This window comes from Brevibacillus sp. MS2.2 (assembly GCF_013284345.1).
Classification (GTDB): Bacteria; Bacillota; Bacilli; order Brevibacillales; family Brevibacillaceae; genus Brevibacillus; species Brevibacillus brevis_C.
The window spans coordinates 46,962-64,872 of record NZ_JABSUZ010000027.1 but is presented as its reverse complement, the minus strand read 5'-3'; the positions used below and the strand labels follow the sequence as shown (position 1 = coordinate 64,872).

The window sequence follows — 17,911 nt, the reverse complement described above, 5'->3', positions numbered from 1 at the left end:
ACCAACAGTTTTCTCAGGAAACTCTCATGAAATTCTACCGGGAATCTTAGTTTTGTTCTGTACGATAAGAGCGTGGATGAGAAACACACAACAAGATCAACCATTCAGAAGGAGGAACATCATGACAAAGCGCAACTGGAAAGGTACAACTACTACGGTCGTAGCTATTCTAATGGGAACTTCTCTTCTCATGAACGGACAAGCCTACGCGGCTTCAGAGACAAATCTCACCTCCACAACTACACATAAACTGGATAAACAGCAGAAAAAACATAAGAATGAGCAGAACTTGCAACAAAGCATCGAAGCATCAGTTGAAGATCAGAGCAATGAACAGACTGAAATTCAGCAATTTTATCAAATGGTGCAAGATGGTACGAATAACGACCTGACAGCCAATGAGGAAAGCACTACGGACCAAAATGGAACAGATTCATCTTCAACCATTTCTGATCCAAGCACTGAGAAAGATAATAGGGCTACGAATACTTCCGCCCCCTCTTCCGACATTGCCGATCAGGTCATTTCAAAAGGCTTGAAGTATAAAGGCGTACCCTATAAGTACGGTTCGAGCAAAAAAACAACGCGTACATTTGATTGCTCTTCCTTTACACAGCGAGTGTTTAAAGAGGTCGGAATAAGTCTGCCGCGAGACTCACGTCAACAGTCCAAAGTCGGTAAAAAAGTCTCGAAGGATCAACTGCAAAAAGGAGATCTTGTGTTCTTCCGCAGCTACGGCAGCTCATCTTCTCGCATTACCCATGTTGCCATCTACGCTGGAGACAATAAGCTGCTGCATACGTACGGTAAGCCGGGAGTCACGACAACCAAATTTGAAGGGACTTCCTGGGAAAAACGATTTGAGCTTGGAAGACGTGTGATTTAATCATCTTCTTGGGCAGCTGCTGAGTGCTTCAGCAGCTTTTTCCTATCTCCTAAAAACGAACGGCCTGATTCGCTCACCTTCACGAAGGAAATGGGAGAAACATGTTCCGTTACGCCCACTGTGTAAAAAAATCAGCAAACTACAAAAACTCTGTCACAATGACACCTCCCTGATTGTCACCAGAAAGCACATACTTCCCATTGGTAGGCACTTGAATCATGATGCTAGTCGCCACTGGAAAATAGTAAATTTTGTAGTCGCCACCATTTATCGTCCCTGATACTTCCTTTGCCTCCCGCAAGTAATGCACGTACTCCTCCAAGGATAATTGGCGCTCTTGCATAATGGCGCTGTGCGGCAAACCTATAAATCGGTAATGGGTAGGGTTGTAAGGAATGCCAGTGATTGCGACCTTTTCCTTCGGATAGCGCAAAATGAACCCGTATTTCCAGGCGTTTTTTTGTAGCCACTTCCCTTCTGGGGATAAGTCGATTTTCATTTGTGTGGATGCAACGTCCAGGGATGTACCCAGATGATGTTCACTCAAACAATCTGGCAAAGTATTGTCATGTCCCTTCTCTTTAGACAGTTCGCTCCGTTTTTCCAAGCTTCTGTAACCGCTCTGGAGCACAAAATGCTTTACATTGTCACTGTTTGCTGCGTTCACCATTTCGTTGAAGGCCTCCGCTGCCTTCTCAGACAATTCAATGGAATTGTCTTGCAAGCGATAGCCCTCCACTAAATATTTGTGCGAAGACAATTGGATCACATCAGATGGCACCGCCTCTGGATGGATCAGATCGTACTTGTTGACCAATAACAGATCACCCTGATAAATCTGGTCTTTTTCAACGCGAATCTCTTTGTACTTCGGGAAAGCTGTAACATCCGGCTGTTTTTGCCATACGTCCTCTACTAAAGGTTGCAATAACGAATAAGCCAGTAGCAATAAAAGGATACTTAGTAAGAGAAATCGCTTTTTCATTTCCATTTCCTCCACGGTTCAAATACACGTTATTCTTTCTCAATAGGATGATAATAGGCAATGATAAATGAAATCGTGGACAAAAGATAAAATTTTCCTTAAAACATTTCGTTGTAAAAAAACAGAAAATTTCAACAGTTGTCCTTTGTAATCCGATAGAGTGCGAAAAAAGCTGAAACGTTGTCAATTGTTCCTCGTCAAATGGAGTGAAACTTCAAAAATAGACGAGGTGGCTACCATGAATGTCAGACAAAATATGATGTCTCTCTCCATCCTTGCTTTTTTAACTGTGTCATTCTCCCAACCAAGCTTTGCTGCAACGACTCCTTTTACGGATCTTGCCCAATCGGGAGCGAAAGATAAAATTCTTTCCTTACAGCAACAAGGCGTAATAAAAGGCGTAGAGGATAGCAAATTTGCACCGAACGAAACGATAACGGCTGCTCAAGGTATTCAACTGATTGTAAATGCCTTTGACTTGAGTCTGGCAGCGATCCGTTTTGTAAAGGCTCCACAAGCTACTGACTTTTTTTCCAAAGCAGATAACGATGCTTGGTATGCAGAGAGTCTGATCATAGCGGCTGCGAACGGATTGGACTTACCAGCTGATCTTGATCCGAATGCAGAATGGACCAAAGAGCAGTTCATTCACCAGCTAATGAGAGTCATGGAGGCCAAGGGTAATCTGCCCATGATCAAACTCGTACCGGTAGAAATCCAAGATAATCATGAACTCACCGTGGATTACCAAGGTTCCATTCAACGAGCTCTTGCAAGAGATATTATCGAATTGGACAAGGAAAACAAGCTCCATCCGCAAAAGACCATCACTCGTGAAGAGGCAGCCGAAATGATATATAATGCCCTGGCGTATTTAAAAAGTCATAAGCCTCTGAACTGAAATAAAAAAATGCAGCGATCCTCGTGATGAGGAGCTGCATTTTTGATTTACTTAACCCATAATCATCCGATTCACTTGCCCGGTTATCAACAGCATCGCCTGCAAGACGGGCATCATACTAACAACTTCAGGCGAATGGAAGCGTACCGTTCGTCCTTCGATGAGTTCAACTCCTGGCATCCAGCTGACTGCTGTGGCAAATTGTGATTTCGTAAACTCGACTTCTATCGTATTCTCTGCTCTTTGCTCAAGCGGTTTAACGGTATTGCGATGGAGCAACGCTTCTTTTGCTTGCTGACGGATCAGCTCTCTCGCACGAACTGGATGCATTGCTTGCGACGAGAGTCCAGTTATCCCAGTTTTCACGGCGACCGTAAAGACTCCAGGGATATCTTCTTCCACCTCTTTAGCCGTCTGGGAGTCTCCGGTAACGAGTACGACAGGGACACCAAAGGCTCCCGCTATTGCTGCATTTAAACCTGCTTCGCCCACCTCTTTGCCATTTAAGATCAGCCGATGGATAGCGAGACCAGACAACGTATGATTGAGTACCGCATCTCCTGTTCCCGCTTTTCCATGATAACCGATGAAAAATGCGGCATCGCAGCTACTGTCGATCCCCTGCATCATACAAAGAGGCTTGAAAAAACCGCGGATGACATCTGCCTGTGGATTCAATTCTTCCAAAATGATATTATTCATCGGTCCATGAGACTCATTGACAATAATTTGGGTAGCACCTGCTTCCAGTGCACCCTCAATCGCTGCATTTACGTCTTGGGTCAGCAGTCTTCTCCCCGCTTCGTAATGTCTGTGGCCGGGGATAACATCCTCCCATTCGCTTAGTCCAGAGATCCCTTCCATGTCCAACGAAATAAACACCTTCATGAGCAATAGCCTCCCTATCTTTGATTAGATTACTTTCGGCATTTGGCGCGAACCAAACGCCAAGCGCTTGATCTCACCGTCTGGATGGCGAACAAAGCGGATGAGTGAATCGATGTTTTGGCGCGTGAACAGAAACGTATCTTCGCCAACGGAACGCAGTGGGAACACATCACTGCCTAGAACGAGTACGAGCTGTCTCTGTGCTTCATCGAAGGTAATCTCTACTGCTTCACCTTCTCCGGATTTATATGTACCGGGGCATTGCTGCAAGTAAGCAAGCGGCACTTCACATTCGGAAAACGTGGCGAACTGCCTCTCGAGCGGGCGACCGAACATGCTGTTCAACAGCCCTAATGTCAGATTGGAAATGGGGGCATCATCCATGTTGGTCAAAAGGATGCCAGTTACTCCCGCCTCTGGAATGATGAACATTTGTGCGGTCATCCCTTTTAAGCCGCCAGTATGGGTAAGTAAGGTGTAATCTTCGGAAAATGGAAACACGCCGAGTCCGTAACCATAGCTGCGGCTCAAGTCAATACGGACATGGGGGGCAGTCATTTGTGAGGCGCTATCTCCCGAGAAGATTCTCGCTCCATTTGAAAGCCCGCCTGTCCGATAAACATCTGCATACCGAAGCATGTCACGTGCGGACGATTTGAGGAAGCCTGCTGCACGCATGGCGGGAGCATCCCACCAGCCGGGGGCACGTACTACTTCTCGAACGCCATCGTTCAAGCGACGTGTGTACAGCATGGTAGTATTGTCGTCCTCACCTAATTCCTCCACATGAAAAACTGTTCGTTCCATGCCGAGTGGCTGTAAAATATGCTCTTGGACATAAGCTTCGTATGTTTTACCGCTGACACGCTCAATAATTGCCCCAAGCAAGCCAAAAGCTTCGTTCGAATAGCTGAATTCCGTTCCAGCAGGTCCCAACAATTCAAAGGGCAGCTTCTCTATATATGACATGAGTTCTTCGAAGGTATCGATTGGGTGTTTACAGTGCGCTTCAAAATGTTGAAGTAATTCTTCTGCTGTCGGATCGGCTTGTAAGCTGGGTAGCATTGCGGGAATGAGAGCTGGAAGTGGTGGAAATCCGAGGGTATGTGTCATGAAATGATGAATGGTGATGCTCTTCGTTTGTGCTTCGTTCGGTGTGCGAAACTCAGGTAAATAGGTGATAACCGGATCATGCACGGAAAGCTTTCCTTCTTCCTGAAGCTGCATGATCGCCATGCATGTAAACGATTTCGTAATCGATCCGATCCCAAATACCGTATTCAGATCGATGGGAGCTTGCTTTTCGCGGTCCCGATAACCAAACGCTTTTTCATAAGTGAGTTCTCCGTCTTTGGCTACAGCAATGATCGCACCGGGAACTTGAAAATCATCCATCAGCCTTTGGACGTATGCTTCAAACGACGCTTCCCACTCATTCATCTTCATGTCATGCCTCCTTAGGTTCATTCCTTACAAAAACGAAAGCAATTTCAGTTTGAATTCCGAAGTGTATACTTCAAAAAAATAAGGTTATGAAGTTCATGCGCTAGTAGAATTATAAGCGGCAGATGAAAAAACGACAATATATAATTCTGAAAATAAAAAATATTAATAACAAAGCGCAGTCAAATAAAAAATGGCCCTTCGTCTGTAAGACGCGGGCCCAGAAATGTCGCTGGTCAAATCCAGCATTCCCTCTTTTCACTTGATTACGAGTATTCCTTACGTAAACGACCTGCGATAATGTTCTTTTGGATTTCAGAGGTACCTTCATAAATCTTGGTAATTCTGGCATCCCGGTAATAACGCTCGACTGGGTATTCCTTGATATATCCGATCCCCCCATGGATTTGTACCGCTTTATCTGCCACACGGTTATAGACTTCGGAGGCAAACAGTTTCACCATCGCGGCTTCTTTGATCACATTCTTGCCTTGGTCCACGAGCGATGCGACATGATGCGTAAACGCACGCAGTGTTTCACAGTCCAGTGCTATTTCTGCCAAGTAGTGCTGGATAATTTGTTGTTCAAAAATCGGCTTGTCAAATTGGATGCGCTCCATCGCATATTTCATGGACATATCCAGTAGTTTTTGGCAAGAACCGAGATTTCGGGCTGCCAATCCCGCCCGTCCATTCGCTAGGATTTTGAGAGCATTGGTATAACCCATTCCCTCATGGCCAAGGACGTTTTCTACAGGAACTTCGCAATCTTCAAAAAATATTTCAGCCGAGTGGGAGCCCCTCAAGCCCATCTTTTCCTCTATTTTTCCGATCTGGAAGCCTGGGAAATCTTTTTCGACTAAAAAGGAGGTAATCCCTTTTGCTCCCATGGAAGGATCGGTGACAGCCATGACCGTAAAAATGCCAGCGATGGGCGCATTCGTGATGTAATGTTTGGAGCCATTCAAGATGTATTTGTCTGCTTTTCGTACAGCCCTTGTCTTTAAATTAGTCGCATTTGAACCAGCACTTGGTTCTGTTAAAGCGAAAGCACCCATCATTTCACCGGTAGCCATGCGCGGCAAATATTTTCGTTTTTGCTCTTCAGTGCCCATTTCGACAATCCCTACAGAACCGATGCCATTATGGCAACCAATGACGGTCGTAAATCCATTGCTTGTTTTCCCAATCTCTTCAAAAATAGCGCATTTTCCAAGCATATTAATACCGAGTCCGCCGTATTGTTCGGGGATGCTCAGTCCAAACAATCCCACTTCTTTACACATCTCCATGATTTGATCTGGTATATGATCTTCCCGTTCAATGTGATCAGCGACTGGGTCGACCTTCTCACTGATAAAACTCCGCACAGCTTTGCGCAGCTCTTCTATTTCACTGCTGAATGTAACGTTCATGTCATCCGATCCCCCTCTTACTTTGATGTCGGTTTACTACTTCACTTCGTCTGGTATGCGATTAGTGTAGAGGGTATTCTCCTCCACAAAGTCGTATAGCTTCTGTGCCATGCAATCTTTCCTGCCCGATTCGATTTCTTCCACAATGTGGGCAATCAGTCCGACGGCCCTCGCCGCGACTGCAAATGATTTCACGACACTGTAGTGCAACCTCATATCCGAGAGCACAGCGCCAATGGCACCTGCAACATTTAGCGTGATCTGTTTGCCTTTTTTCGTGCTGAATTGCTCATGAATTTCTTTCATAATAGCCATATGGTCTCCAGCAAAGCCTAGCTCCTCTGCCAACGCAAACAATTTTGGGGTACGTGGATCAACAGGTCTATGAATCGGATGCCCGAACCCTGGCATTTGCAGTCCTCTTTCTTCATGCTCCTCCAGGATTCGTTTGGCGACCTCTTTCCTGTCGCAATCGGCACCGTACTTCTGCAACCCTTCTTGGAGCATTTGGGCAACGTATTCCATCGCTCCTAGATAGACTGAACCCGCCCCCAACAATCCGGCTGCGACTGCAGCTTGCACAGCTTCCGGTGCTCCCAGATAGGTCAACCGTGCGGAAATCGAGCTTGGCGTAAATCCATGTTCACATATAGCAACCATGCACGCATTCAACATTTTTGATTCATTTTGGGTAGGCTTCCGGTGGGCTGCTCCTAGGAATGCCATATCCGCCAAGGTGATCTGTCCAATTAATTCTTCTGTCAAATCATAGCCATGAACATAAATCTTGTCTGATTTTGATACACCGATGTTTGTCTGGAATTCCATTTTCTTTCCTCGCTTTCGTATTCATAGAACTGGTTTACCTGCTTGATTTATTTACAAGCAATTACCGTGCCATCTTGCACATTTCCTCTCCCAACAATAAAACCGCCCAAACTTGGCGGTTTCGCGTAAAGCAACGTTTTTTTAGCCTGCTGTTGTGGACTCTGCAAACTGACTGTTGTATAAATCCGCATAAAAACCATCTTGCTCCATCAACTCGTCATGTGTTCCTTGTTCAATGATCGTTCCCTTGTTCATGACGAGGATCAAGTCTGCATTTCTGATTGTAGACAGTCGATGTGCGATCACGAAGCTAGTGCGCCCCTTCATTAGCTCATTCATCGCTTCCTGGATATGCACCTCGGTTCGAGTATCCACGCTGCTTGTTGCTTCGTCCAAAATCAGAATCGTAGGGTCTGCCAAAATAGCACGAGCGATGGTCAACAGTTGTTTTTGTCCTTGGGAAATATTGGAGGCTTCTTCATTTAACACCGTCTTGTACCCATCTGGTAGCGTGCGAATAAAGTGATCGGCGCGAGCTGCCTTCGCCGCGCGAATGATATCCGTATCAGAAGCGTCAGGGTGTGCATAGGCCAAATTATCATGGATCGTTCCATTAAACAGCCATGTATCTTGCAGGACCATGCCGAACAGAGAGCGAAGATCGCTTCGTTTCATGCGTGTAATATCGACGTCATCGATCAGTATCGCTCCACCATTGAGCTCATAAAAACGCATAAGCAAATTAATCAGGGTCGTCTTACCCGCACCTGTTGGACCCACGATCGCAATCTTTTGTCCAGGTTCTACTACGAGATTGATGTCTTGCATCAACAAATGACCTTCTTTATAACCAAACTTGACATGCTGAAATGCCACTTTGCCTTTCGGCGCTGCGATCATGACTGGCTGCGTGCTTTCTGGCACTTCCTCTTCTTCATCCAAAACCTCAAAGACCCGCTCCGCTGAAGCGATCGTCGACTGGATCAGGTTGGCGATGTTCGCGGTTTGCGCAATTGGCATCGTGAACTGACGAGTATATTGGATAAAGGCTTGGATATCCCCGATTTCAATGGAACCGTTCGTAGCGAGAATCCCGCCGACAATGCAGACGAGCACGTAGCCGATATTTCCGATGAAGCTCATAACCGGCATGATAATCCCTGATATAAATTGCGCTCTCCATCCGGCTTCGTACAGCTTGGCATTGATTTGATCAAATGTCTGTTGTGACTTCTTCTCATATCCAAACGCCTTTACAACCTGATGCCCCGTAAACATTTCTTCTACATGCCCATTCAGTTCACCAAGCGAGCTCTGCTGTCCGATAAAATGCTTTTGTGACTTCGAGGCGATCTGTTTCGTAGCAATGGCACTGAGCGGCAACGTCAAAATCAGAATGAGAGTCAATAATGGGCTAATCGTCAGCATCATAATGATGACACCGATGATCGTCACGATGGAAGTGATGAGCTGTGTCAGGCTTTGCTGGAGCGTGTTGCTGATATTATCAATATCGTTTGTGACACGGCTCAAAATATCCCCATGCATTTTCGCATCAAAGTATTTCAGCGGTAGGCGGGACAATTTCTCATTTACCTGCTCACGCATGTCATAGACGATCTTCTGTGATACTCCTGCCATCACATATTGCTGCAAATAGCTGAACAGCGCACTGATGACATACAATCCGATCAAAAGGATCAGGATATTTGCGATATACGCAAAATCAAATGCGATTTCCTTTGGCTGTCCCTGCATCAGACCGATCATGCCTGTGAAAAGACTCGTCGTCGCCTTCCCCATCAGTTTGGGACTGACAATAGCAAAGATCGTACTCAAAACGGCAGCCAGAAACACGACGATCAGTTGAATACGATGTGGCCGAAAGTAGCCGATCAAGCGCTTGAGTGTACCTGTAAAGTCCTTTGCTTTCGCTCCTGGCATAGCCATTCCCATCGGCCCACCCATATGGCCGCCCTTAGAAGCTTGCTTACCTCCTCGCGGCTCACTCATGCGATCTCCTCCTTTGTCAGTTGGGATCGTACGATTTCCTGATAGACTTCGCAGTTTTTCATGAGATCTTCATGTGTCCCCATACCCGCAATCGAGCCTTCATCCAGCACGATTATCTGGTCTGCGTCCATCACAGTGCTAACCCGCTGAGCCACGATGATTAACGTGGATTGGTTCTTCTCAATCTCTTCTTTTAATGCGGCTCTCAATAACGCATCTGTCTTGAAATCCAACGCAGAAAAACTGTCATCAAACATGTAGATGGCCGGCTGGCGAACAATTGCTCGTGCAATCGATAACCGCTGCTTTTGCCCACCGGACACGTTCGTACCGCCTTGGGAAATATGTGCCTCGTATCCTCCCTTCATACTCGCAATAAAATCGCCTGCTTGCGCAATTTTTGCAGCATGCTCGATTTCGGCATCCGTAGCGTCCTCTTTCCCGAAGCGAATATTGTCGGCGATCGAGCCTGAAAAGAGCAGCACTTTTTGTGGGACGTAGCCAATTTTTGCTCGCAATTGCTCTAAAGGCAGGTCACGTATGTCAAGACCGTCTACCCGAATGGTTCCGGAAGTCACATCGTAGAATCGCTCAACCAGATGGAGTATTGTCGATTTACCGGAGCCTGTCCCTCCGATAATCGCGGTGGTCTGCCCCGGACGAGCTGTAAAAGTGATCGAAGTCAATGCGGGATGTTCTGCACCCGGGTAAGAAAATGTGACATCTTGAAACTCTACCGTGCCTGAAGTCGTCGCTTTCGACCGCGTCACAGGCTCTGGGCGATCATGAATAGTCGAATGTAAATCCAGCACTTCGTTGATTCGGATAGCGGATGCAGAAGCACGCGGAACCATGACGAAAATCATAGACAGCATGACCAATGAAAACATAATCTGTGTCGCATACTGGATGAACGCCATGAGATCACCGACTTGAAGGTTCATATTACTGACACGAATGCCACCGAACCAAAGAATGGTAACGGCAGACAAGTTAAAGGTCAGCATCATAATTGGCATCAAGGCTGCCATGATTCGATTCACGTTAATCGCTGTCTGCGTCAAATCAGTATTCGCTTCGTTAAAACGCCTTTTCTCCACATCCATGCGGTTAAACGAGCGGATCACACGAATTCCCGTCAGGCCTTCTCTCACGACCAAATTCAGCTTATCCAGCTTTTTTTGCATCGCTTTGAAAAGAGGCATCCCCTTTCGTGCGATCAGGAAAATGGCTAAGGCTAGAATGGGAACAGCTACTGCAAGAACAAGTGTCAGTTTGGCATCCTTAGATGAAGCCATGATAATTCCACCAATACACATCATGGGAGCAACCAACATGATACGCAAAATCATGATCAAAACCTGTTGTACTTGGTTAATATCGTTCGTTGTTCTCGTAATAAGCGAGGCTGTACCGATTTGACCGATCTCCTGCATAGAATAGTGTTCTACTTGGTAAAACACCTTGGCACGCAGCTCACGACCAAAGCTCATGGCAACCTTGGATGAGAAATAACTGGCTCCGATGGCACAAAAGCCCCCACCAGCAGCGATGAGCAGCATGAAAGCGCCAACCTTCCAAATAAAGAAGGTGTCTCCATGCACAATCCCAACATCTACGATATCTGCCATTAACGTTGGCAAGTACAGATCGGATAACGATTGGATGAAAACAAGCACCAATATCGCTGCGATCGGCCATTTGTAGGACGTCAAGTATCGAAACAGCCTCATCATACGATGCACGCTCCCTTTCCTGCCTCTTCCATACTACATTTCCATTTGGGATGTAGTTGTATGCAGAAAAAAACGACCCTTTTTCAGGGCCGCGAAATGGTTTGCTTTTATTTTTCTAATTCTCCATCACTATTTGTTACCGCAAAGTTGTAATTAATAGAGCGTGTAAATGGCTCGCCGTCCTCATTGATACCGGTTACGTCAAAGGAGAGATTATAAACGCCTGGCTTAGTCGGCACAGTAAAATTGCCAGTCAACTCATCTTCTTTTACGGCAAACTTCACTTCATCAAGGACGCTTGCTTTTTCGCCGTTCAGCGAACGAGTCAGGTTTGCTTTTTCCAGTAACGATTGATCAATTTCGTTTTTGCCCAGGTCGACGGAAATCTTCGCTTTGTCGCCTTTCTTGAATACCTTTTTGCTCGCTTTTACCTTCGCTTCTTCTCCACCTTCCACCGAAGCAACCATGAAAAAGGCGTCGTCAGAGCCCTCCACTTCAAGTGTCCATTCGCCTGCTTCAGGCTCCTCTACTTCAATGAAGTGATGAACAGCATCCTGGAATATCTCAGGTTCATCCTCCGATTTGCTTTTTTTACTGTGATCCGCTTCATACTCTTTGCCAGACGGACTGATCAACGTCACAACGGTGTCTTCTGACGAGGTCATCGTATCCAGGTTCAACTGATTGATTCCGCTCTCCAGGAAAAATGTTTCGGAGACGTTGTCTTCTACTTCGCCGCCACGGAGAATGACGGAGCTCTCTTCCACAGTGCTTGATTTTGATTTGTCGTCTTTACTTACTTTATTTGCACGATCGCGAGTAGAGGCCTTTTGCAATTTCGGCTGGACCAGATCCCATGTTTGTGAGGCTTTTGCTATTTGGCCATGGGAAATGTCTTTTGTAAAGCTCTTGATCCCATACGGCAAACCGAAAGCAGACTCAACGGAAACTGCTCCATCGTCTTCACCAGGAAGAACCGCATGAGCAAACCAGGTAGCACTAAACCAGCCATCATCCCCTGTTCCGGCTGCCATATATGTCTTTGTTGAACTATTTTCGCTACGGCTGTCAGTTTGCGCACGGAAGTTAGCCATATAGGACGTTTGCAGGGAATACACGGCATCGTCTTTTTTGCCAAGAATGTCGGCGAGCCAACCCGCCCAATTGCTGTACGCCATGTCAGCCAATTCTGAACCTTTGTTTGGCGTAGAAAGCTGGTGAACAACGTTGACATAAGGATGCGCCCCATAGTGGACGAGTGCTGTCTGTGTATCAATGCCGCCTTTGGAATGAGCAATGATATTAATTTTGGAAACGCCGTAATATTCTGCAACCTTTTTAATGACTTCGGCGAGCTTGGCTCCGTTTGTCCACATGTTGCCACCAGTACCATCCGCGTCCTTCAGTTGCACAAATGCGGTACGATACCCGGCATTATAGGCTGCATCATAAAATCCGTCTGTTGTATACCAGGTATTGTAGGTGGAGTGCAGACCTTGAACAAACAGGATCACAGGCTTGTCGTTGGATGCATTGGGAGGAACCGCACCTGTGTACCAGTCACCAAAATGACCACTTGGATTGTCGTCATGCAAAGCCGGAGGTGGAGCCGCTGCGCTTGCAGCTTGCGGGTAGACCAGCGCCGTTGATAATGTAACGGCTGCAAGCAAACGAGATAGTGCTTTCTGATTCATGAAAAGAACACCAACCTTCACCTTAGGATTTATTGTTGCCGTGCACAATCGTTAGAATTGTGCACGGATTGCAACTGCCCGTTCTACCTTCAATGTGTCTTGAATGATCGCTAGGATCGGATTCATTTGGTGATGAATAAAGAAATGCCCACCAGGCATTGGGTAAAATTTGCATTCTCGCCCGCAATAGTCTCGCCATGCCACAATATCTTGGACTTCAATAGAATCTTCTTTCCCAAACAAAACCGTCATGTCGACCGGGATTTGCTGAGGAAGCTCGTGATTCATTTCATAAGTTTGCACGGCCTGAAAATCAGCGCGAATGATAGGCAAAAATAACTCCAAGATTTCGTGATTATCCAAAACCTCATCGGGAGTGCCCCCAAGTTTACGTAGCGATTCGATGAACTCGTTATGCGGAAGGTTGTATGTTTTTACCAGTTTGTGATACGCATGTGGCACGCGAGATGCAGACAAGAACAAGTGCTGGGGCAGTGGCTTTCCATTCTGCAACAGCTTTCGCGTCAGTTCAAACGCGATTAATCCGCCCATGCTGTGGCCAAAAAAGGCAAAAGGTTCTTCCCCCAGCTCTGGTGTGATCCGTTTGTATACATCCTCCAAGACCTCATAAAACGAGGTGGAAAGAACCATGCTGTCGCTCTGAAGTGAAGGTCGTACCTCGAATGGATCAATTTCCAATAACGCTGGCGACAATACCCGCTTCCAACCGTAATAGATCCCGGGAAGTCCACCTGCGTACGGAAAGCAGAACAATTTCATTTTTTTCCGCCCTTTCCTCATTACGTAATTACCTCGAGATCTTTCTATGAAAAATGGCCTGATGCAAATCTTTCAGATCTTTCATTACTACTTGAGCAGCAAACTGATTGGTAGTCGCGCAAACTGACAATTTGTAGCCTGGATCGATCTCATACTGCTGAAATTCCCAAGCATCGCGCGAATCACTTTGCGAAATCGTAATCGATTGGTCTAGTTTTTTTCTAATGGCAAATGATTGCAACGGGATGGACAGCCCCATGCCTCTCGCTTTTATATAACTCTCCTTCAAAGTCCAAAGGTCGTAGAAATACGAAACTTGTTCATCCGGATGTTTTGCCAAGAGAACCTCTACTTCGGCTGGTGCAAAATAATGAGTGGCAATATCCAAGTCAATCGGACATATTTGCTCCACATCAATCCCCACCTGCGAGTCATGCGTGGCGCAGACGACCCATTCCCCAGAATGCGAGACGTTAAAGCAGAAGTTGGGAAATGATTTCAAAGAAGGTTTTCCGTATGCATTGTAGTCATACTTGATTTCGTCATTGGAAATCTCGTAGGCTTCACAAATGAGAGAACGTACCAGCACGTCCGCGAGCAACGTCCGATAGGAATCAGCCGGATTTCTGAAACGGTGGATCCGTTCCCGCTTTTCTTCGGGTAATGCTTGCAAAAATCGGTTGAACAGTTCTTTCTCCATGACAGCAGGACATTTCAACGCATAAATGGCAATCATGTAGCACCCACACTTCTTTCTGTCAATTCAAAACTATTGACTTGTTCTGCTCGATCCTTTCGCTGCTGCACTTCATACAGGTTGGCATACGTGCCGTTGTACTTCATTAACTCAGCATGGTGACCTTGCTCGATGACCTTTCCTTGATCCATCACGTAAATCACATCGGCATCCTCTACCGTTGACAAGCGATGAGCGATGACAAGTACCGTTTTATCTTTCATGAGTGCGGTTAATGCTTGCTGCACCCAATATTCCGATTCTGCATCCAATGCGGAGGTTGCTTCATCGAGTAGAAGGATTGGTGCATTTTTCAAGATGGCTCTGGCAATGGCAATTCGCTGACGCTGTCCGCCAGATAGCTTGGCACCGCGCTCTCCTGTTTTGGTCTGGTAGCCATCTGTCAGTTCCATAATAAAATCATGCGCATACGCTGCTTTGCTTGCGTTGATGACATCCTCTTCCGAAGCATCCAGGCAGCCGTAACGGATATTGTCTTCGATGGTTCCTTCGAACAAAAAGGCATCCTGAGGCACGTATGAGATCAAGCTTCTAATTTCTGCAAGAGAATAAGCTCCCATGGGTTTGCCCAGTAAATAAAGAGAGCCGCTCGCAGGTGGGTAATATCCTAACAGAAGTTTCATGACGGTGCTTTTTCCACTGCCACTCGTTCCGACTAGCCCAGCCATTTGGCCTTGCTCGACTCGCAACGAAACACCATCCAGCACATTGGTAGATTCGTTGTATCCGAAAACGACCTGCTCCAGCTTTAGCATGCTTTCGCAATGCTGGTGTTTGTCGGAGTTCTTCTGGTACTCTTCTGGTTCGAGAGGTTCATTCAGAAAATCGACGACCCGAGAAGCCCCTGCTAGCGAGCTCTGCAACGCTGTGATGACTTGGCCAAGCTGGAGAAACGCCAATGTCACAAGCATCTGTTGTTGAACCAGAGCGACCAGCACGCCTAACCCGATCATTTGTTTGGATACCATCAGGATTCCAAAAACAAGCATTCCCCCGAAGCTTACGAATTGGATGAAAAAATTGGTCCCTTCCAATAATCCGTGTTTATGCCCTTGCTTGATGGCAGACGAAGCTACTTCTTCGTTTGCTGCCGTGTAACGCGCGGTCACAACGTTATGTAAATGAAACATTTTAATGATGGGCAGACCAGACAAAAAATCATTTAATCTTTCTGTCCCAATCCCCATCTGTTGCTGCATTCGGTCACCAATTCGCCGGACTGATTTGGCAAACAGCGTATTCACATAAAGAGTCAATGTACTTATGAGCAACAGGACGACGGCAATTTTCCAATCCATAGCAAACATCCCTATGATCGAACCGATCAGCGAAAGCAGGATGATGCTTAACGTTTTCAATTGCTCCGCATACGCGTTTTCCATGAGGACAACATCGTTGCCCAGTCTCGACATCGTATCTCCTGAATGGTGCTGCTCATAATAATCGAAAGGCAGCTTGCTCAATCGTTGATAGACTTGAAGCCGAATGTTGGCAATGAGCTCGCGGACGCATCGACGATAGATATAGCTGAAAAATGGAGACAGGATACTCAGCAAGAGGAACATCACTGCCATGGTCGCAATCGCTCTGGTTAATAAAGCAGGGTCTTTTGTGTTCGCAAAGTCCGTCAGATCCTTGAACACGAAAGGGAGAGATACCAATACAGCTGCTTGACCGATTCCGTCACCCACGAGTCCCAAAATATACGCTCTCTTTTTCGATTTCATAAATGACAGCAGTTGAAGTAGCTCCCGCATCAGATTCTGGATGAACATGCCTATACCCCCCCTGCTGCCAACGAGCTCTGCCTCTCTGTGGCAAACTGTTTTTGATACAATCTGGTGTAAACCCCGCCTTGGCCAAGCAAATCGTAGTGTGTTCCTCGCTCAACAATTTGTCCTTGCTCCAAAACTAGCACTTCATCCGCTTCTTTGATCGTAGACAGTCGATGCGCAATGACGAGAACCGTCCGATTTTTCATCACATTTTCCAACGCTTCCTGGACCAAAGCTTCCGATTCTGTATCCAAGGCAGACGTTGGTTCATCCAGCAGCAAAATCGGGGCGTCCTTCAAAATCGCTCGGGCAATCGCAATGCGCTGTTTCTGTCCTCCGGATAGACGAGAGCCACGTTCCCCCACTTTTGTTTGATATCCTTGCGGCAGCTCCATGATGAAGTTATGCGCATTGGCCGCTTTTGCCGCTGCGATGATCTCGTCTTGTGTCGCATGAATGCGTCCATACGAGATATTTTCCGCAATAGACACGGGGAATAGCGTCGTATCCTGAGAAACCATGGAAAGGTAGCTCCGCATGTCCGTCATATTCCAATCCGTCATGGAATGCCCGAACACATTCAGTCTTCCGTTTCCCGGTTCCATTTGATAAAACCCGCACAACAGCTTTATGATGGTGCTCTTTCCACTTCCGCTGGCACCTACTAACGCAATGGTCTTGTTCGGATATAGCGTAAAGCTAACGTTATGAAGAATCCTTGCCTGATCGTAGGCAAACGTAACATTCTCAAACTGCACCGGAATCGCCTCTGGATCAACTGAAATCACTGGCTGATCATTTTGTTCGACTGGCTGTGAAAAAATTTCTTGCAGCCGCTTTGCCGCACCTGATGTCTCTTGTACTTGGGCAAACAACACGGGTGCGAGAGATAGTGGTTCGATAATAAAGTGAAGCAAATAACTGAAGATGACCAAGCTGCCCAGATCCAATTCTCCCGCCTGAATCAAGTACCCACCATAAGCGACAAAAAACAGGATCGGGGAAGAAAACAATAAAATCCCTGGTGCTGTCATCCACGCGCGTTTCTTCTCTGCCTGGATCGCATTTTTCAATACCTGCTTCATACCCGCGTGGTATTTACGATACAGGACGCCTTCCAATTGAAAAGCTTTGACCATGTGAATCCCGGAGAGCGTATCCTGCGCGATGGCGTTTGTTTGACCCAGATGGTCCTGCATTTGCTCTGAATATTTTTGTAGCGGTCTGCTCATCCATCCTGTAATGGCGATGGCGACTGGAAGGATCGCTACGCTGAAGATGATTAACTTCCAATTGATCGTCAACAACAGTCCAAGAGCTCCCAGAAAAACTACTGGCAGATAAAAAAGCTGGAAAAAATGCTGTTGCAAAAACCTTTGCAAGATTTGGGCATCCGTTGTTAAGCGAGAAACGAGATCGCCGGAATGATATTTATCCATAGTGGACATGGGGACTTTTTCGAGATGAGAAGCCATGCTGTTTTTCAAATCTCTCATGGCTCTTGAACTGAATCTAGCTGCCGAATACGTGATGAAATATTTCGAAAGAAAACCGACGATGGTCAGACAAAAAATGATGAGGGCAATACTGACCAGCTTGTCGAAGTTGTTCGTATGTTCGACCATAGTCTTGATCAGGATTCCCATCCAAATGTCTGCTACAGCCACAAGAAGCGAGGCAATGATACAGGTTATGACCCAACCTCGATATGGCTTTACATATGAGAGTACCCAGCCAAACACGGGCGCTTTCTTTCTGTGCTGAGCTTGCTTGGTAAAAATCATTTGCTGCTCCTCTCCAAGGATGTAAT

Annotated in this window: 14 protein-coding genes; 2 read left to right on the top strand and 12 right to left on the bottom strand. The window is 46.4% G+C overall.

Going from position 1 to position 17,911, the window contains the following annotated elements:
- Positions 1–121 precede the first annotated feature (121 nt).
- Positions 122–886, top strand: a complete 765-nt coding sequence (locus HP568_RS21275; RefSeq protein ID WP_173630158.1) for a C40 family peptidase — start codon at positions 122–124, stop codon at positions 884–886.
- A gap of 139 nt (positions 887–1,025) precedes the next feature.
- Here the strand turns inward: HP568_RS21275 and HP568_RS21270 are convergent, their stop codons facing one another.
- Positions 1,026–1,871 (bottom strand): M15 family metallopeptidase, encoded by an 846-nt coding sequence (locus HP568_RS21270; RefSeq protein WP_048032953.1) that lies wholly within the window; start codon positions 1,869–1,871, stop codon positions 1,026–1,028.
- Positions 1,872–2,109: 238 nt separating this feature from the next.
- On the opposite strand from HP568_RS21270, the gene HP568_RS21265 reads away from it, so the two are divergent.
- Entirely contained in the window at positions 2,110–2,772 is a 663-nt protein-coding gene (locus HP568_RS21265) for an S-layer homology domain-containing protein (protein WP_173630157.1), read from the top strand.
- Between the two features lie 51 nt (positions 2,773–2,823).
- Here the strand turns inward: HP568_RS21265 and HP568_RS21260 are convergent, their stop codons facing one another.
- The 11 genes from HP568_RS21260 to HP568_RS21210 form a co-directional block, all read right to left on the bottom strand.
- A complete protein-coding gene (locus HP568_RS21260) occupies positions 2,824–3,660 on the bottom strand; it encodes a M55 family metallopeptidase (protein ID WP_048032951.1) in 837 nt (278 codons plus the stop codon).
- Positions 3,661–3,684: 24 nt separating this feature from the next.
- Positions 3,685–5,106 carry a serine hydrolase domain-containing protein gene (locus tag HP568_RS21255; RefSeq protein WP_173630156.1) on the bottom strand — a complete coding sequence of 474 codons (1,422 nt, stop codon included), beginning with the start codon at positions 5,104–5,106 and terminating at the stop codon, positions 3,685–3,687.
- Positions 5,107–5,369: 263 nt separating this feature from the next.
- A complete protein-coding gene (locus HP568_RS21250) occupies positions 5,370–6,518 on the bottom strand; it encodes an acyl-CoA dehydrogenase family protein (protein WP_048032950.1) in 1,149 nt (382 codons plus the stop codon).
- A gap of 36 nt (positions 6,519–6,554) precedes the next feature.
- Complete coding sequence (locus HP568_RS21245) at positions 6,555–7,346, bottom strand: citryl-CoA lyase (protein WP_173630155.1); 792 nt, start codon at positions 7,344–7,346, stop codon at positions 6,555–6,557.
- 141 nt (positions 7,347–7,487) lie between these two features.
- Entirely contained in the window at positions 7,488–9,359 is a 1,872-nt protein-coding gene (locus tag HP568_RS21240; protein WP_173630154.1) for an ABC transporter ATP-binding protein, read from the bottom strand.
- Positions 9,356–11,095 (bottom strand): ABC transporter ATP-binding protein, encoded by a 1,740-nt coding sequence (locus HP568_RS21235; RefSeq protein WP_173630153.1) that lies wholly within the window; start codon positions 11,093–11,095, stop codon positions 9,356–9,358. Before HP568_RS21235 ends, HP568_RS21240 begins: the two co-directional genes overlap by 4 nt.
- Before the next feature lie 107 nt (positions 11,096–11,202).
- Positions 11,203–12,789: a lipase family protein gene (locus HP568_RS21230; RefSeq protein WP_173630152.1), complete on the bottom strand. Its 1,587-nt coding sequence runs from the start codon at positions 12,787–12,789 to the stop codon at positions 11,203–11,205.
- Positions 12,790–12,840: 51 nt separating this feature from the next.
- On the bottom strand, positions 12,841–13,569 hold the full coding sequence (locus HP568_RS21225; RefSeq protein ID WP_048035829.1) for a thioesterase II family protein: 729 nt from the start codon (positions 13,567–13,569) through the stop codon (positions 12,841–12,843).
- A gap of 28 nt (positions 13,570–13,597) precedes the next feature.
- Positions 13,598–14,305 (bottom strand): 4'-phosphopantetheinyl transferase family protein, encoded by a 708-nt coding sequence (locus HP568_RS21220; protein ID WP_048032945.1) that lies wholly within the window; start codon positions 14,303–14,305, stop codon positions 13,598–13,600.
- Positions 14,302–16,101 (bottom strand): ABC transporter ATP-binding protein, encoded by a 1,800-nt coding sequence (locus tag HP568_RS21215; RefSeq protein WP_173630151.1) that lies wholly within the window; start codon positions 16,099–16,101, stop codon positions 14,302–14,304. Before HP568_RS21215 ends, HP568_RS21220 begins: the two co-directional genes overlap by 4 nt.
- A 2-nt stretch (positions 16,102–16,103) precedes the next feature.
- Positions 16,104–17,885 carry an ABC transporter ATP-binding protein gene (locus HP568_RS21210; RefSeq protein ID WP_173630150.1) on the bottom strand — a complete coding sequence of 594 codons (1,782 nt, stop codon included), beginning with the start codon at positions 17,883–17,885 and terminating at the stop codon, positions 16,104–16,106.
- Between the last annotated feature and the right edge of the window lie 26 nt (positions 17,886–17,911).

Bases quoted from the DNA above. Each gene is read 5' to 3' on its own strand.
- HP568_RS21250 (WP_048032950.1), bottom strand. From the start codon at position 6,518: ATGAACGTTACATTCAGCAGTGAAATAGAAGAGCTGCGCAAAGCTGTG.
- HP568_RS21255 (WP_173630156.1), bottom strand. From the start codon at position 5,106: ATGAAGATGAATGAGTGGGAAGCGTCGTTTGAAGCATACGTCCAAAGG.
- HP568_RS21270 (WP_048032953.1), bottom strand. From the start codon at position 1,871: ATGAAAAAGCGATTTCTCTTACTAAGTATCCTTTTATTGCTACTGGCT.
- HP568_RS21235 (WP_173630153.1), bottom strand. From the start codon at position 11,095: ATGATGAGGCTGTTTCGATACTTGACGTCCTACAAATGGCCGATCGCA.
- HP568_RS21275 (WP_173630158.1), top strand. From the start codon at position 122: ATGACAAAGCGCAACTGGAAAGGTACAACTACTACGGTCGTAGCTATT.
- HP568_RS21265 (WP_173630157.1), top strand. From the start codon at position 2,110: ATGAATGTCAGACAAAATATGATGTCTCTCTCCATCCTTGCTTTTTTA.
- HP568_RS21260 (WP_048032951.1), bottom strand. From the start codon at position 3,660: ATGAAGGTGTTTATTTCGTTGGACATGGAAGGGATCTCTGGACTAAGC.
- HP568_RS21210 (WP_173630150.1), bottom strand. From the start codon at position 17,885: ATGATTTTTACCAAGCAAGCTCAGCACAGAAAGAAAGCGCCCGTGTTT.
- HP568_RS21215 (WP_173630151.1), bottom strand. From the start codon at position 16,101: ATGTTCATCCAGAATCTGATGCGGGAGCTACTTCAACTGCTGTCATTT.
- HP568_RS21230 (WP_173630152.1), bottom strand. From the start codon at position 12,789: ATGAATCAGAAAGCACTATCTCGTTTGCTTGCAGCCGTTACATTATCA.
- HP568_RS21225 (WP_048035829.1), bottom strand. From the start codon at position 13,569: ATGAAATTGTTCTGCTTTCCGTACGCAGGTGGACTTCCCGGGATCTAT.
- HP568_RS21240 (WP_173630154.1), bottom strand. From the start codon at position 9,359: ATGAGTGAGCCGCGAGGAGGTAAGCAAGCTTCTAAGGGCGGCCATATG.
- HP568_RS21220 (WP_048032945.1), bottom strand. From the start codon at position 14,305: ATGATTGCCATTTATGCGTTGAAATGTCCTGCTGTCATGGAGAAAGAA.
- HP568_RS21245 (WP_173630155.1), bottom strand. From the start codon at position 7,346: ATGGAATTCCAGACAAACATCGGTGTATCAAAATCAGACAAGATTTAT.